This is a genomic window from Sphaerisporangium sp. NPDC088356 (genome assembly GCF_040685555.1).
Taxonomy (GTDB): Bacteria; Actinomycetota; Actinomycetes; order Streptosporangiales; family Streptosporangiaceae; genus Sphaerisporangium.
Genome location: NZ_JBFBIK010000001.1, coordinates 93,832 through 109,196, shown reverse-complemented (window position 1 = coordinate 109,196; position 15,365 = coordinate 93,832). Strand labels below are relative to the sequence as shown.

10 protein-coding genes are annotated in these 15,365 nt (G+C 71.8%); 6 read left to right on the top strand and 4 right to left on the bottom strand.

Annotated elements, in window-relative coordinates; translation table 11 throughout:
• Nucleotides 1-194 precede the first annotated feature (194 nt).
• The gene (locus AB0O34_RS00520) at nucleotides 195-2,603 is read right to left on the bottom strand and encodes a Tex family protein (RefSeq protein WP_363911017.1); all 2,409 of its coding nucleotides are present in this window, start codon (nucleotides 2,601-2,603) and stop codon (nucleotides 195-197) included.
• Between the two features lie 244 nt (nucleotides 2,604-2,847).
• On the opposite strand from AB0O34_RS00520, the gene AB0O34_RS00515 reads away from it, so the two are divergent.
• Entirely contained in the window at nucleotides 2,848-3,054 is a 207-nt protein-coding gene (locus AB0O34_RS00515) for an SHOCT domain-containing protein (protein WP_363911015.1), read from the top strand.
• Here the strand turns inward: AB0O34_RS00515 and AB0O34_RS00510 are convergent, their stop codons facing one another.
• The gene (locus AB0O34_RS00510) at nucleotides 3,055-4,566 is read right to left on the bottom strand and encodes a condensation domain-containing protein (protein ID WP_363911013.1); all 1,512 of its coding nucleotides are present in this window, start codon (nucleotides 4,564-4,566) and stop codon (nucleotides 3,055-3,057) included. It lies immediately after the preceding gene.
• A gap of 393 nt (nucleotides 4,567-4,959) precedes the next feature.
• Between AB0O34_RS00510 and AB0O34_RS00505 the strand changes: the two genes are divergently transcribed.
• From AB0O34_RS00505 to AB0O34_RS00490, 4 genes are read left to right on the top strand one after another with little or no spacing between them, the layout of a single operon-like run.
• A complete protein-coding gene (locus AB0O34_RS00505; protein ID WP_363911011.1) occupies nucleotides 4,960-6,516 on the top strand; it encodes a class I adenylate-forming enzyme family protein in 1,557 nt (518 codons plus the stop codon).
• Entirely contained in the window at nucleotides 6,497-9,589 is a 3,093-nt protein-coding gene (locus AB0O34_RS00500; protein ID WP_363911009.1) for an amino acid adenylation domain-containing protein, read from the top strand. The genes AB0O34_RS00505 and AB0O34_RS00500 overlap by 20 nt, the downstream gene beginning before the upstream one ends.
• Nucleotides 9,586-9,879 carry a phosphopantetheine-binding protein gene (locus tag AB0O34_RS00495; RefSeq protein ID WP_363911007.1) on the top strand — a complete coding sequence of 98 codons (294 nt, stop codon included), beginning with the start codon at nucleotides 9,586-9,588 and terminating at the stop codon, nucleotides 9,877-9,879. Before AB0O34_RS00500 ends, AB0O34_RS00495 begins: the two co-directional genes overlap by 4 nt.
• A complete protein-coding gene (locus AB0O34_RS00490) occupies nucleotides 9,876-11,243 on the top strand; it encodes a condensation domain-containing protein (RefSeq protein WP_363911005.1) in 1,368 nt (455 codons plus the stop codon). Before AB0O34_RS00495 ends, AB0O34_RS00490 begins: the two co-directional genes overlap by 4 nt.
• Nucleotides 11,244-11,307: 64 nt before the next feature.
• Here AB0O34_RS00490 and AB0O34_RS00485 read toward each other — a convergent pair whose 3' ends face one another.
• Both AB0O34_RS00485 and AB0O34_RS00480 read right to left on the bottom strand, forming a co-directional pair.
• Nucleotides 11,308-13,284, bottom strand: a complete 1,977-nt coding sequence (locus AB0O34_RS00485; RefSeq protein ID WP_363911003.1) for a glycosyl hydrolase family 18 protein — start codon at nucleotides 13,282-13,284, stop codon at nucleotides 11,308-11,310.
• A 383-nt stretch (nucleotides 13,285-13,667) separates the two neighbouring features.
• Entirely contained in the window at nucleotides 13,668-14,426 is a 759-nt protein-coding gene (locus tag AB0O34_RS00480) for a pirin family protein (protein ID WP_363911001.1), read from the bottom strand.
• A 121-nt stretch (nucleotides 14,427-14,547) separates the two neighbouring features.
• Between AB0O34_RS00480 and AB0O34_RS00475 the strand changes: the two genes are divergently transcribed.
• Nucleotides 14,548-15,324 carry a maleylpyruvate isomerase family mycothiol-dependent enzyme gene (locus AB0O34_RS00475; protein ID WP_363910999.1) on the top strand — a complete coding sequence of 259 codons (777 nt, stop codon included), beginning with the start codon at nucleotides 14,548-14,550 and terminating at the stop codon, nucleotides 15,322-15,324.
• Nucleotides 15,325-15,365: the final 41 nt, after the last annotated feature.

The window sequence follows — 15,365 nt, the reverse complement described above, 5'->3', positions numbered from 1 at the left end:
GGCCGGCGAATCCGACGTGGCGCGCCTCAGCCGTGCGTACTCGGTAGTGAGCTTATCGAGATCAAAGTGGGCGTTGAGGCCGTCGAAGTGAACGGCTGGACCTACTCGGGTTGGGCAGCACCCGGCTGCCGCAGCTGCCGCATGAGCTCGGCCAGCCGGGGTGCTGTCCACGGCGCGTTGAGCCCCCCGAAGTACTACTTGAGGCCCTTGTCGAGGCCGGCCTTGCGGAGGGCTTCGGCGAGGGCGCCGCCGCCGGTCGACGCGCCTCGGTCCTGCCGTGGCTGGCCTCCGCCGCGCTGGCCCGCCCCCGGATTCCTGCCGCCCCTGCGGTCGCGGTCGCCGCTCCCGGCCTGTGCGCTCTGGCCTCCCGTACGGCCCGCGGGCCGGCCGCCGCCACGGCCCTCGGCCTGGTCGCCGGTGCGGCTCGCCGCCTCGTCGTCGAGGCGCAGGGTGAGGGAGATGCGCTTGCGGGGGATGTCGACGTCGAGCACCTTCACCCGCACGATGTCGCCCGGCTTCACGACCTCGCGCGGGTCCTTCACGAAGGTCCTGGACATGGCCGACACGTGGACGAGGCCGTCCTGGTGGACGCCCACGTCGACGAACGCGCCGAAGGCGGCGACGTTGGTGACCACGCCCTCCAGCAGCATGCCGGGCGAGAGGTCGGAGATCTTGTCCACGCCCTCCTTGAAGGTCGCGGCCTTGAAGGCGGGACGCGGGTCGCGGCCGGGCTTCTCCAGCTCCTTGAGGATGTCGGTGACGGTCGGCAGGCCGAAGGTGTCGTCGGCGAAGTCGGCCGGCTTCAGCGAGCGCAGCACCGCGCCGTTGCCGATCAGGGTCTTCAGGTCGCCGCTGGTGGCGTTGATGATGCGCCGCACCACCGGGTACGCCTCCGGGTGCACGCTGGAGGAGTCGAGGGGGTCGTCCCCGCCGGGGATGCGCAAAAAGCCGGCGCACTGCTCGAACGCCTTGGGCCCGAGCCGGGGCACGTCCTTGAGCGCGCGGCGCGACCGGAACGGCCCGTTGGCGTCGCGGTGCAGCACGATGTTCTCGGCGAGCCCGGAGCCGATGCCCGAGACGCGGGTCAGCAGCGGCGCGGAGGCGGTGTTGACGTCCACGCCGACGGCGTTAACGCAGTCTTCCACCACGGCGTCGAGCGAGCGCGAGAGCTTGGTCTCGGAGAGGTCGTGCTGGTACTGCCCGACGCCGATCGACTTGGGGTCGATCTTGACCAGCTCGGCCAGGGGGTCCTGCAGCCTGCGGGCGATGGACACCGCGCCGCGCAGCGACACGTCCAGGCCGGGAAGCTCCTGCGAGGCGAAGGCCGAGGCGGAGTAGACCGACGCGCCGGCCTCCGATACGACGATCTTGGTGAGCTTGAGGTCGGGCTGCTGCTTGATGAGGTCGCCGGCGAGCTTGTCGGTCTCGCGCGAGGCGGTGCCGTTGCCGATGGCGATCAGCTCGACGCTGTGCTCGCGGGCCAGCCGCGCGAGGACGGCGATCGACTCGTCCCAGCGGCGCCTCGGCTCGTGCGGGTAGATCGTCTCGGTGGCGACGACCTTGCCGGTCGCGTCCACGACGGCCACCTTCACGCCCGTACGCAGGCCGGGGTCGAGGCCCATGGTCGGACGGGTGCCCGCGGGCGCGGCGAGCAGCAGGTCGCGCAGGTTGGTGGCGAACACGCGCACTGCCTCCTCCTCGGCGGCCTGCCACAGGCGCATGCGCAGGTCGATGCCGAGATGGACGAGCACGCGGGTGCGCCAGGCCCAGCGCACGGTGTCGAGCAGCCAGCGGTCGGCGGGCCTGCCCCGGTCGGCGACGTCGAAGCGCCGCGCGATGCGCTGCTCGTAGGTGTTGGGGCCGTCCTCGGCGGGGGACTCCTCGGGCTCCAGCGTGAGGGTGAGGATCTCCTCCTTCTCCCCCCGGAACATCGCCAGGATGCGGTGCGAGGGCAGCTTGGTGAAGGGCTCGGCGAAGTCGAAGTAGTCGGAGAACTTGGCGCCCGCCTCCTGCTTGTCGTCGCGGACCCGCGCCACCAGGCGGCCACGTGACCACATCTGCTCGCGCAGGCCGCCGATGAGGTCGGCGTCTTCGGCGAAGCGCTCGATCAGGATGGCCCGCGCGCCCTCAAGCGCGGCGGCGGCGTCCGCGACGCCCTTCTCGGCGTCGACGAAGGCCGCCGCGGCCGCCTGCGGATCGACAGAGGGGTCGGCGAGCAGCCCGTCGGCGAGCGGCTCCAGCCCCGCCTCACGGGCGATCTGCGCCTTGGTGCGGCGCTTGGGTTTGTACGGGAGGTAGATGTCCTCCAGGCGGGCCTTGGAGTCGGCCGCCATGATCTGCGCTTCGAGCGCCTCGTCGAGCTTGCCCTGGGAGCGGATCGACTCCAGGATCGCCGTGCGCCGCTCCTCCAGCTCGCGCAGGTAGCGCAGCCGGTCTTCGAGCGTGCGCAGCTGCGCGTCGTCGAGCATCTCGGTCGCTTCCTTGCGGTAGCGAGCGATGAACGGCACGGTGGCGCCGCCGTCGAGCAGCTCGACGGCCGCCTTCACCTGGCGCTCGCGCACGCCGAGCTCCTCGGCGATCTGCTGATGAATGGAGATCGTCACGATCCTGATCCGCCTTCGCTTTGAGGTTCGGGGACGATTGTGCATGCTCCGCACACCGATTGTCGCGCGAAGACGCCCCGCCTCACGCCCCTGGCGTCACCGGTCGTCCTCGCCGGCGGGCGGCGACGCATGCCCTCGAAGCTGCGAGACTGGGAGTGCGCGACCCGGGTATCGGGGCTACTCGCGCCCGGCGCGTCCGGGAGCGCCGTGACGGCCCTGCGACCGCAGGGAATTGGAGGTTGGCGTGAAAACCGTGCTGTTGCTCTTCGGCCTGATCATCGTCGTTTCCTGCCTGCTCGTGCTGGTGCGCACCTGGACACCCCCCAAGCGTGCGGCGGAGCTGCCCGCCGCCGACAACCCGAGGGAGATCCTCAAGCGGCGCTACGCCGCCGGGGAGATCGACGAGGACGAGTACCTCCGCCGGATGTCGGGCATCTCCCAGGATTGGTAGTCAGGCGCGCGTGCTCTCCTCGCGCTCGTCCGGCGGCGGGAACGCCGAGACCCGCCGAGCGGGATCCGCCACGACCGACCTCAGCACCGCCTCGTAGCGGCGCGCCAGGCGGGCGATGGCCGGGCCGTCGAACAGGTCGGTGTTGTAGGTGAAAGCGACGAACAGGCCTTCGGCGTCACGGGTGACGTCCAGCGACAGGTCCATCTTGCTGTACCGGAAACCCGGGTCGAAGGGCTCCACCTCGAGGTCGCCGAGCGCCAGCCGTCCGTGGCCGGCGTCGGCCTGGTTCTGCTGGATGAACATCGTCTGGAACAGCGGGGTGCGGCTGAGGTCCCGGGGAACCCGCAGCTCCAGCAGCAGCCGCTCGAACGGCACCGCCTGGTGGCCGTAGGCGCCCAGCGCGTCCTTGCGCACCCTGCGCAGGAGGTCGGCGAACGGCGGGTCCCCGCCGAGGTCGGCGCGGAGCACCAGCGTGCTGGAGAAGAACCCGATCAAGGGCTCAAGGTCCGGATCGGCGCGGCCGGCGATCGAGGTCCCGACGGCGAAGTCGGCCTGGCCTGTATGGCGGGAGAGCAGCACCTCGTAGGCGGCGAGCAGGGTCATGAACGGCGTGCAGCGATGCGCGCGTGCGACCCGCTCGACGCCCTCGGCCACCTTCAGGGGGACCCGCAGGACGTGGACGTCGCCGCGCGAGGTCCGCACCGCGGGCCGGGGCCGGTCGGCCGGCAGATCCAGTGTGGGCAGGTCCGTGAGCCGTTCCTTCCAGTACGCCAGGCCGGCCGCCTCGTCGTCCCGAGGAGCGCGCACGTGGTCGGTGTACTGGAGGGGGAGCTCCGGCAGGGGTGAAGGCCCGCCCTCGCGGAAGGCCTCGTACAGCGTGGCCAGCTCGCGGTAGAGGACGGTGAGCGACCATCCGTCGGCCACGATGTGGTGGACGACCAGGCAGAGCACGTGCTCCCGGGCGGACAGGCGGATGAGCGAGACCCGCAGCAGCGGCGCCCGGCCGAGGTCGAACGGCTTGTTCGTCCGCTCGGCCACCAGCTCCAGCGCCCGCCCCTCGCGGTCGGCGGAGGGGAGCGCCGAGAGGTCCAGGTGCTCGACGGTGAGCGGCGTCGCGGGCATCACCTGCTGGACGGGACGTGCCTCGCCGTGGAAGCGGGTGCGAAGCGTGCCGTGCCGGGCGACGATCGCGTCCAGCGCGCGGCCGAGGGCGCCGGCGTCCAGGGGGCCGCGCAGGCGCTCGGTGACGAAGATGTTGAAGGACGCGTCAAAGGGGTCGAATCGCTGGAGGAACCACACCCGTTCCTGGCCCGCCGACAGCGGGGCCTCGTCGATCGGCGGCGTGGCGTCCCGCGGGCTGCCGGCGCTTTCCGGGCTACGGGCGCCTTCCGCGAGGGGCGGCCGGTAGGCGAGCCGTCGTGCGAGCAGGGCCCGGAGGTTGGGTGACAGGGAGACGCCGTCGCCGGGGCCCTCGGGCGTCGATGGTGCGGGCATGGTGAACCCGTCTTTCACGCGGTCCGGTTCCTCATCGGCTGAGGAGGCTCGGGGTCGGTGGATATGCGGCTGAATCGCCTCGACGGTGCTTCGCGAGGAAACTCGCATATAGCGGTACTGATCAATGGACCGTACGCTATGAACGGGAAATGCGAATTGTCAACCGCCGCCCTTATCGGCCCGGCCTTGACAGGGCGGCGGCGCGGGAAGCAATATGAGACCGCTCCCAACCAGGTCTCTCCACCACCCGAAAAGACGGCGTAACGCGGGGTGCGCCTCGGGCTCCAACTGGCCGGGCGCTTCGGGGAATTAAGCATTGCATACAGGCGAAACAGTCGTTTCTTCGATTCAGGCGCGTCGGCCCGGGTGTCGCCGTTCATTTCGCACGCGCCCATTCGTCGGAGGTGCACAGTGCGTGCCGTACAACCGGGCTCGGCTCGCGGCCGGTCGGCCACGCTGACGGTCCCGGGCCTGCTGTCCGCCCGTGCCTCGGCCGACCCCGGCGCGGTCGCGCTCACCGTCCACGGGGTGGGCTCGCTGACGTTCGGCGAATGGGACCGCCGCTCGGACGCCGCGGCGCTGGGCCTGCTCGAACGGGGGCTGCGGCCGGGGGACCGGGTCGCCCTGGTCTTCGGTGAGAACGAGTGGATCGACTACGCCGTCGCCTACTGCGCCGCGCAGAAGGCCGGGGGCGTCGCCGTGCCGCTGCCCGCAGGCCTGCCGCCCGCCGAGCTTCACCGGCTCCTCGCGCACAGCTCCGCCGCCTGCGCCGTCCACGGCGCCGGCAGGACCGTGCCGCCCTCAGAGCTCTGGACCGCGACCCTCACGGAGCTGGCCGGGCTGTACGGACTCGCGGCCCGGGACGGTGCGGTCACCCGCCTCGACGCCGTCGTGCCCGTCCGGCCCGGGGACCCCGCTCAGATTCTCTACACCTCGGGCACGACCGGCGAGCCGAAGGGCGTGGTGGCGAGCCACGCGAACCTCACCTTCGGCTGCTCGCGCGACGCCCGCCATCGTCCGCTGGCCCACTCGCGGCACTTCCTCCATGCCTTCCCGATCGGGACCAACGCGGCGCAGACGATGCTGATCAACGCGCTCGACGCCCGTCCGGGCGCGCTGACCCTGCCGCGCTTCACGGCCGCCCGCTTCGCCCGCCTCATCGAGTCGTACCGGGCCGGCACCGTGTTCCTCGTGCCGTCCATGGCCATCGAGCTGCTCAACGCAGGGGTCTCGGAGAAGTACGACCTGTCGAGCGTGCTGCTGCTGGGCTCGACCGCCGCCGCGCTGGCCCCGTCCGTCGCCGTCGCGCTCACGGCGGCGTTCCCCCGGGCGACGATCGTGAACTACTACACCTCGACCGAGGCCGCCCCCGCCCAGACGACCATGGTCTTCGATCCAGAGCGCCCCGGCTCGGTGGGCCGCCCGGCGTCCGGCGGCGCACTCATGATCTCTGACGGCGAGGGCCCCGTCCCGCCGGGCACGGCCGGGGAGGTCTGGCTGCGCTCACCGGCGGCGCCGCGTGGCTACCACCGCGACCGCGACGCCCCCGGCGCGGTGTTCCGCGACGGATGGGTGCGCATGGGCGACATCGGCCTTCTCGACGAGGACGGGTACCTCTACCTGCTCGACAGGGAGAGCGACATCGTCAAGTCCGGCGCGTTCAAGGTCTCGACGCTGCGCGTCGAGGCGGCGCTGCATGAGCACCCGGCGGTGGTCGAGGCCGCCGTGTTCGGGGTGCCGCATCCGGTGATGGGTTCCGCCGTCGCCGCGGCCCTGGTCTGCCGCGCCGACACCTCACCCGTGGAGCTGCGGGCCTTCCTCACCGGCCGGCTCGCCGGCCACGAACTGCCGACCCGATGGACGGTTCTCCCGTCCCTGCCCAAGAACACCGCGGGGAAGGTGCTCAAGCGCGAGCTGCGTGCGCTCCTCGCTACCCCGGAAGGCGACGATGCAGCGGACTCCCCTTGACACCCATCTCCCCGCCTCGCCGGCCCAGCACGGCATCTGGATCACCGAGCGGACGGGCGCGGCCGGCGCCGCGTACCGCATGCCCCTGGTACTGACGTTCGAGGGCGGCCTCGACATCCCGGCGATGCGCGGCGCGTGCGAGGCCGTCCTCGCCCGCCACCCCCTGCTCGGCACCGTGCCGGCCGAGGTGGACGGGGTACTGCGCCTGGTCCCCGCCGGCGTCCCACCGTCCGTCGTGCTGGAAGACCTGTCCGGTGTGGATCCCTCCGGGGCCGTACGGGCGCACACCGAGCGGCCGTTCGACCTGGCACGGGGGCCCCTGGCCGGGTTCGCGCTCCTCACCCTGAGCCCGGTGCGTCACCAGGTCGTCTTCACCGCCCACCACCTGGTCTTCGACGGAATCTCCAAGGACGTGCTGGTACGCGACCTGGCCGCCTTCTACCGGGAGCGCGTCACCGGCACGCCCGCGGGTCTGCCCGAACCCGCGTACTCCCACCGCGAGCACGGCGAGCACGTCGAGCGGGAGCGCGAGGAGGTCGCCGCGCTCCGCGACGAGGCCGCCGCCTTCTGGCGGCGGCGCTGGACCGACCCGCCGCAGCCGACCCTGCCCGGCCACGCGCGGGCCGTGCGGGCGGCGGAGCCGGGGCAGGTGATCGAGGTCGTCCTGGACGACATCGCCCGCGTCGCCACGTCCCTCGGGGTGACCGGCTTCGAGTTCCTGCTCGCCTGCCTGCACGCGCTGCTGCGCCGGTACGGCAACGAGCAGGTCGTCGTCGCGGTCGACGTGTCCACCCGGACCCCCGCGTCGCGCGACCAGGTGGGCCTGTTCGTGAACGAGCTCCCGGTCGTGACCCGGCCCGGCCTCGACATGACGTTCGCCGGATTCGCCCAGGGCGTCCGCGATGAGCTGCGGCAGATGTACCGGTTCCGCCGCGTGCCCCTCACCCTGGCCGCCGGCGGGATCTCGCCGCGCGCCGCGCTCGCCCCGATCTCGCTCAGCTACCGCGAACGCGACCCCGACCCCGTCTTCCCCGCGCTCGACGTCACCGTCGACCGGACCATGTTCAGCGGCGCGGCCCGCAACACCCTGCACATCCAGGCCGTCGACTCCTCCGAGGGACTCGCCCTGGGCTTCCAATTCAGCCCGGACGCCGTCGCGCCCCGCACCGTGGAGGCCCTCGCCGGGCACCTCCGCACCCTCATCGACGGAGTCGCGGCCGACGCCGGCCTCCGCCTCGCCGACCTGCCGATCCTGACCCCGGACGAGCGGCGGGCACTGGACGGGTGGAACGCCACGAGCAGGCCCGTTCCTGCCGTCACCGTCACCCAGCTGTTCGAGGAGCGTGCCCGGACGACCCCGGACGCCGTCGCCGTCGTGTGCGGCGAGCGCGAGGTGACCTACGCCGAGCTGGACGCGGCGGCCGACCGGCTCGCCGGACTGCTGCGCGAGCGCGGGACGGGACCCGGCACGCTGGTCGCGGTCCACCTGGAACGCTCGCCGGAGATGGTCGCCGGCGTGCTCGCCGTGCTCAAGGCGGGCGGCGCCTACCTCCCGCTCGACCCGGGGTACCCCGAGGAGCGGCTCGCCTTCGTCCTGCGGGACGCGGGGGCCGCCCTGGTCCTCGGGCGCGAGCGGCTTCCCGACCCGCCCTGCGTGACCGGGGTGCCGGACCTCCCCGGGGGTACGGTCCCGGTGCTGGAGCTCGGCGACCTGGCGTCGTGGCCCGGCACGGCCGTACGGCTCGCCCCCCCGGTACCCGGGGACCTCGCGTACGTGATCTACACCTCCGGGTCCACCGGGCGTCCCAAGGGCGTCGAGGTGGAGCACCGCTCGCTGACCAACCTGCTGCTGGCGATGCGGGACGAGCTCGGGGCCGGCGACGGCGACGTGTGGCTCGGGCTGACCACCCTGGCGTTCGACATCTCGGCGCTGGAGCTCCTGCTGCCGCTCATCACGGGCGGCCGGGTCGTCGTCGTGCCGGAGGCGAGCACGAGGGACGGCGCCGCGCTGCGCCGGCTGATCGAGGATCGTTCGGTCTCCCACGTGCAGGCGACCCCGTCGAGCTGGCGGCTCCTGCTGGACGCGGGCCTGGACTCACCGGGCCTGGTGGCGCTCACCGGAGGGGAACCGCTGCCGCTGCCGCTGGCACGGGAGCTGCGCGAACGGGTGGGCCGCCTGGTGAACGTCTACGGCCCGACCGAGACCACGGTGTGGTCGGCGATCGCCGAGATCCCCGAGGCGCCGGAGGAGGTCACGATCGGCGTCCCGCTCGCCAACACCCGGATCCACCTCCTCGACGAGCGGCTGGCGCCCATGCCCGCCGGGGTGCCGGGCGAGATCTGCGTCGGGGGAGCGGGTGTGGCGCGCGGGTACCTGGACCGGCCGGCGCTGACGGCCGAGCGCTTCCTCGCGGACCCGTACGGCCCGTCGGGCTCGCGCCTGTACCGTACGGGTGACCTCGGCAGGAGGCGGCCTGACGGGCAGGTCGAGTTCCTCGGCAGGGCCGACACCCAGGTCAAGATCCGCGGGCACCGGGTGGAGCTGGGCGAGATCGAGGCCAGGCTGCTGGAGCATCCGCTGGTGGCCGAGGCCGCCGTGGTCCTGCGCCCTGAGGACCAGCGCCTCGTCGCCTACGTCGTGCCGAAGTCCGAGCCGGGCGTCGGGTTGACGGCAGGCCTGCGGGAGCATCTCGCGCGCGCCCTTCCGGGGGTGATGGTGCCGGGCGTCTTCGTCCCCCTCGATCGCCTTCCGCTGACACCGGCGCGCAAGCTCGACCGCGCGGCCCTCCCCGATCCGCCCGCGCGGGCCGAGGAGGTCTCCCCGCCACCGGGGGCGGCGGATCCCCTGGTCGGCGAGGTGACCCGCATCTGGGAGGAGGTGCTGAAGATGGACGGCATCGGCCCGGACGAGGACCTGTTCGACCTCGGCGGCCACTCGCTGACCGTGACGCAGATCGCGAGCCGCATCCGTAAGCGTCTCGGCGTGGACGTCGAGCTGGACGTCTTCTTCGACACTCCCACCATCGACGGCGTAGTGGCCGCGATCAGGCTTGTACGTGCGGAGGCGACATGACGGACGTGACGCTGGACGACCCGGACGGCGCGGAGCTGAGGCGGCGCGTCGCCGGCATGGTGGCGGTCGCCTCGGACGGGGAGATCAGCTCGGAGGAGGTGCTCCGGTCGGGCGGCTCGTTCACCGCGCTCGGCGTGACCTCGCTGACGACCCTGCGGCTCCTCGACGCGATCGAGGAGGAGCTCGGCGTGGAGATCGACCTCGGCGGCGACGTCGACTTCCTCGATGGCCTGGACTCCCTGGTCAGCCACATCCTCGCCGCCCTGGCCGCACGGCCGGTGAGCGGATGAGGATGGAGTTCGGGTTCGAGGGCGAGCGCTCGGGGACCGCCCCGCTCGCCTGGGGCCAGCGTTCGATATGGCTGGCCATGTGCCGCACGATGCCGAGCGACCACTACTTCAACTTCGGCCGGGTCGTCGCGATCTCGCCGCGCCCGCCTCGGGACGTGCTGGACGCGCTGGCGCGGCTGGTCGCCCGGCACGAGTCCCTGCGTACGAGGCTCCGCGAGATCGACGGGGACGTGCACCAGGACGTGGGACGTTCCGGGATCCTGGAAGCCGAGGTCGTGGAGTCCTCCGCCCCGGACCTCAAGCGGGCGGCCGAGGACCTTCGCGACCGGCTCGCCGAACCCACCTTCGACTACTACGCCGAATGGCCGCTGCGCGCCGGCCTCGTGACCTGCGAGGGCGACGTCCGGTACGTGGTGCTCGTCTTCTGCCACCTGGCCGCGGACGGCCACGGCGCCGACGTCGTCGTACGGGATCTGCGGCTGCTCCTGCGCCGGGGCGCCGTCCCGGGCCCGCCGCCGCGACAGCCGCTCGACCTCGCCCGCGAGCAGCTGTCGCCCTCGGGCGTGCGCGTCTCCTCCGCCGCGCTGGCGTTCTGGGACCGGGAGTACCGCCGGATCCCGCCCTCGATGTTCGACACTCCGGCGGGCCCGCCCCTGGCGCCGAGGTTCTGGCGGGCGGCCATGACGTCCAGGGCCGTGGACACCGCCGTACAGGTGATCTCCGGACGGCACCGCGTGAGCGGCACGACCGCGCTCCTGGCGGGCGCCGCCGCGATGGTGGGGCAGGTGACCGGGCACGGCACGTGCGCCATGCTGCCCGTCGTCAACAACCGCTTCCACGTTCGCGATCGGGATGTGGTCACGCCGCTCGCGCAGGACGGCCTGTTCGTCCTCGGTCTCGGGGAGGAGACGTTCGAGGGCCTCCTGCGCTCGGCGTGGGTGTCGTCCCTGCGCGCCTACAAGCACACGAGGTTCGACCCGTTGGAGCTGCGGCGGGTCGTCGAGTCCGCGAGCAGGGACCGGGGCGCCACGATCCATCCGTACTGCTGCTTCAACGACCAGCGGTTCGTGGAGCAGCCGCGCATCGTCCCCGTCGAGCACGACGAGGCCACTACGCGGGCCCTCCTGGACGAGACCACCGTCACGTGGCCGGTCAAGCTCGACCAGCTGAACTGCCGGTTCTGCCTGCACGTGACCGACGAGCCCGGCGGGCTCGGCATCTCGCTCACCGCGGACACGGCCTTCCTCCCGCCCGAGGCCATGGAGGGCTACCTTCGCGGCCTTGAGCGCCTGCTCGTGGAGGCGGCCTGCCGGGACGTACGGCTGGCGGAGCTGCCCGGCCTGATCGGCAAGGCGGCCGCGTGACTGCGTGAACGCCGAAGGCCGGGGAGGCGGGCCCGTGCCCGCGCTCCCCGGCCTCCTGCCGCGCTTAGCCCAGCCCGTTCTTCATGGCGGTGATCAGCTCACCGCCGGTGGTGTCCCCGGTGAGCTCCCAGAAGAAGGAGCCGCCGAGACCCTGGTTCTTGGCGTAGCTCATCTTCCCCGCGATGGTGCTCGGGGTGTCGTAGCTCCACCACTGGTTGCCGCAGTAGGCGTAGGCCGTGCCCGCCACGGTGCCGGTCGCGGGGCACTTGGTCTTCAGGACCTTGTAGTCCTCGATGCCCGCCTCGTAGGTGCCCGGCGCCGCGCCGGAGGCCGTGCCGCCCGGAGCGCTCTGCGTGACGCCGGTCCAGCCTCGGCCGTAGAAGCCGATGCCGAGGAGCAGCTTGCTGGACGGGACGCCCTTGCCCTTCAGCTTCTGGATCGCCGCGTCGGAGTAGAAGCCCGGGGTCGGGATGCCGGTGTAGGAGTTCAGCGGCGAGTGCGGCGCGGTCGGCCCGGCCGCCGCCCAGGCGCCGAAGTAGTCGTACGTCATGACGTTGTACCAGTCGACGTACTGCGCGGCGCCTCCGTAGTCGGCGGCGTCGATCTTGCCACCCGAGGTGCCGTCGGCGGTGATGGCCGCGGTGACCAGGTAGTTCGAGCCGAAGCGCGAGCGCAGCGCGGACATCAGGTTCTTGAACGAGGCCGCCCCGCTGGTGTCACAGGTCAGGCCGCAGGCGTTGGGGTACTCCCAGTCGATGTCGATGCCGTCGAACACGTCCGCCCAGCGCGGGTCCTCGATCAGGTTGTAGCAGGAGTTCGCGAACGCCGTCGGGTTGGCCGCGGCCTGGGCGAAGCCGCCCGACCAGGTCCAGCCGCCGAAGGACCAGATCACCTTGAGGCCGGGGTGCTTGGCCTTGAGCTTGCGCAGCTGGTTGAAGCTGCCGCGCAGCGCGCCGGCGTCCCAGGTGTCGGCGACCCCGTCCACGCTCTCGGCGGCGCTGTAGGCACGGTCGTAGTCGGCGTAGCTGTCGCCGATCGCGCACTGGCCGTTGGTCACGTTGCCGAAGGCGTAGTTGATGTAGCCGAGCTTGGACGCCGAGCCGCTCGTCTCGATGTTCTTGACGTGGTAGTTGCGCCCGTAGATGCCCCACTCGACGAAGTAGCCGAGCAGCTTGTTCCCGCCGCCACCGCCGCCACCGCTCTGGGTGGTGGCGCTGATCTGGTTGCTGTTGGCCGACAGGTTCCCGGCCGCGTCACGCGCGCGGACGGTGTAGGTGTAGGCGGTGCCGGCCGCGAGGCCACTGTCGGTGTAGGTCGTGCCGGTGGCCGTGGTCACCAGGGTGCCGCCCCGGTAGACGTTGTAGCCGGTGACGCCGACGTTGTCGGTGGAGGCGTTCCACGCCAGCGAGACGCTGGAGGAGGTGGTCGCCGTGGACCGCAGGTTGCCGGGCGTGCTCGGCGCGGTGGTGTCACCGCCGCCACCGCCGCCCGGGGTGGTGACGCTGAGCGTGTTGCTGGCGGCCGAGAGGTTACCGGCCGCGTCGCGCGCCTTCACCGTGTAGGAGTACGCCGTGCTCGCCGTCAGGCCGCTGTCGGTGTAGGTGGTGCCGGTGGCGGTGGTGACCAGGGTGGTGCCCCGGTAGACGTTGTAGCCGGTGACGCCGACGTTGTCGGTGGAGGCGTTCCACGCCAGCGAGACGCTGGAGGAGGTGGTCGCCGTCGAGCGGAGGTTGCCGGGCGCGCTGGGCGCGGTGGTGTCACCGCCGCCGCCGGTCACCGGCGTCCAGAGCGCCGGCACGTTCGGCGGCTCCCAGCCGACCAGGGAGGTGTGACTCTGGACGCACTTGTAGTCAACGCCGTTGTAGGAGACCAGTTGGCCTACGGTGTACGCCGTGTTCGGAGCCCAGGCCGGGGCTGCGAGGGCGACGCGGCTCGTGGCGGTGACCGTGGCCGAGGCGCTGGGGCCGAACGCCACCGCTGTGCTGAGCGGGAGAAGCAGTGCGCCCGCTGCTATCAAGACTTTGGCGAACCTGTGTTTCATGTGTGTGCTCCACGTCCATCGGGCGGATGCGAAAGGGGGGTCGATGTGGACGTATCTACTGAGCCGGCGTGCCTCCGGAAGCGAGAGGCGGTGGTGCCGGCCGATCGCCGGGCGTTCCCGGCCGAGGGGCGGTCACGAGCGGAGTGGTGGGGATCGCGACACGGCGGCGACCTTCCTACCTCGCGGTTGCGACGTTACTTTTAGGAAGCTTTCCTTTTAATTAGCTGTGAACCTACCCGGAGGTGCTTGCCCCGTCAATGACTTCTGACCAACCGAGTCGGAGCCCCGCCCACCGACCCCCGGACTCGCCGCCGATGGATCCTTCTCCACCGGCCGGTGCCGACTCGCCCGGCACGAAGGTCACTACCGGCGTGGGCGGGCGATCAGGCGGCGATGGTGGCGTGCATCTCCCAGAGGAGGATTTCGGCGGGGTCGGTGGCGGTGACGCGCTGGCCGCCGGTGGCGGTGAAGCGGACGGCGTCGCCCTGGGCGAGCGGGCCGGCGCCTTCGAGGGTGACGTTGCCCTGCGGGACGAACAGGTGCAGGAAGGGCGCCTCGGGAAGCTCGACGCTCTCGCCCGGCTTCAGGCGCGCGACGTGGAGCGCGGCGTACTTGTTCTTGATGCGGATGGCGGACCGGCCGTCGTGCCGCGGCATTCCGGAGGCGACGGGGACGAGGCCTCCGCGCAGGAGCTCGTCGTCGATTTCGAGCTGTTCGTACCCGGGGGCGATGCCGGGCTCATCCGGGACCACCCACATCTGAACGAAGTGGACCGGTTCCTGGTGGTCCTCGCCGCCGTTGAGCCGCCAGGAGTCGTTCTTCTCGGAGTGCAGGATGCCGGTGCCCGCGCTCATGCGCTGGGCGAGGCCGGGGTAGATGACCCCCGAGTGACCCTCGGAGTCCTGGTGGACCAGCGATCCGCGCAGCACCCAGGTCACGATCTCCATGTCGCGGTGCGGGTGGGTCTCGAACCCGGCGCCGGGCGTGACGATGTCGTCGTTGTTGACCAGGAGCACGCCGTGGTGGACGTTGCGGTGGTCCTGGTGGTGGCCGAACGAGAACGAGTGCTTGGAGTCCAGCCAGTCGATCTTCGTGGCGAACCGCTCCTCGGCTCTGCGGACGTCGACGGTGGGTGTGCTCATGTCCTACCCCTCCCGGTTAGTTGAAACTTTGAACAACTCTGGTGCCCTGCCGCTTCCACGCAGGTCAGGGCGCTGTCGCCACTTGCGGGCAGGCTCGCGGTCTACGCTCCTGGGTATGAGCGTGGAGATCGAAGGTCGCTGGACGCACGACGACTACTGCTCGGCGCTTGAGGCCGAGCTCGGCCGGTTCGCCGAGATCGTGGAGAACGCCGACCCGGCGGCCAAGGTGCCGACCTGCCCGGGCTGGACCATCGCCAAACTGCTGAAGCATGTCGGGATCACGCAGCGGTGGGCCGAGTACCTCGTACGTCACCGTGTCGCCGAGCGGATGTCGTCCCGGGAAGTGCCGGTCACCCTGCCGGACGACGACACCGGCTATCCGGCCTGGCTGGCGGCGGGGGGCGCGTCCCTTGTCGCCACGCTGCGGGAGGCGGATCCCGGCACGCCCATGTGGTCATGGGGAATCGACCAGCACGCGAGCTTCTGGTCCAGGCGGATGCTCCACGAGGGCACCGTCCACAGGACCGACACCGAGATCGCTCTCGGGCGCGAGCCGAGGATCGACTCCAGGGTCGCGACGGACGGCGTGGACGAGTTCCTCGACAACCTGGCGGTGGCCACATGGGTGGCCGACAGCCTGAAGGAGCTGCCGGGCGACGGCGAGGTTCTGCACTTCCACGCCACGGACGTCGACGCCGGCGGGGAGTGGACGGTCACGCTGGGCCCCGACGGCTTCTCGTGGCGGCACGGCCACGGCAAGGGCGACGTCGCCGTGCGGGGAGCCGTCAGCGATCTCCTGCTTCTGCTCTACGGCCGCCTCAAGCCCGCCGACGGCCGGTTCGAGGTGTTCGGCGACCGGGAACTGCTCGCCCGCTGGCTGGAGAAGACGGCCATCTGACGGAGACCGCGGAAGGCCGACGAGGTCGCTCGCCTCCCGCA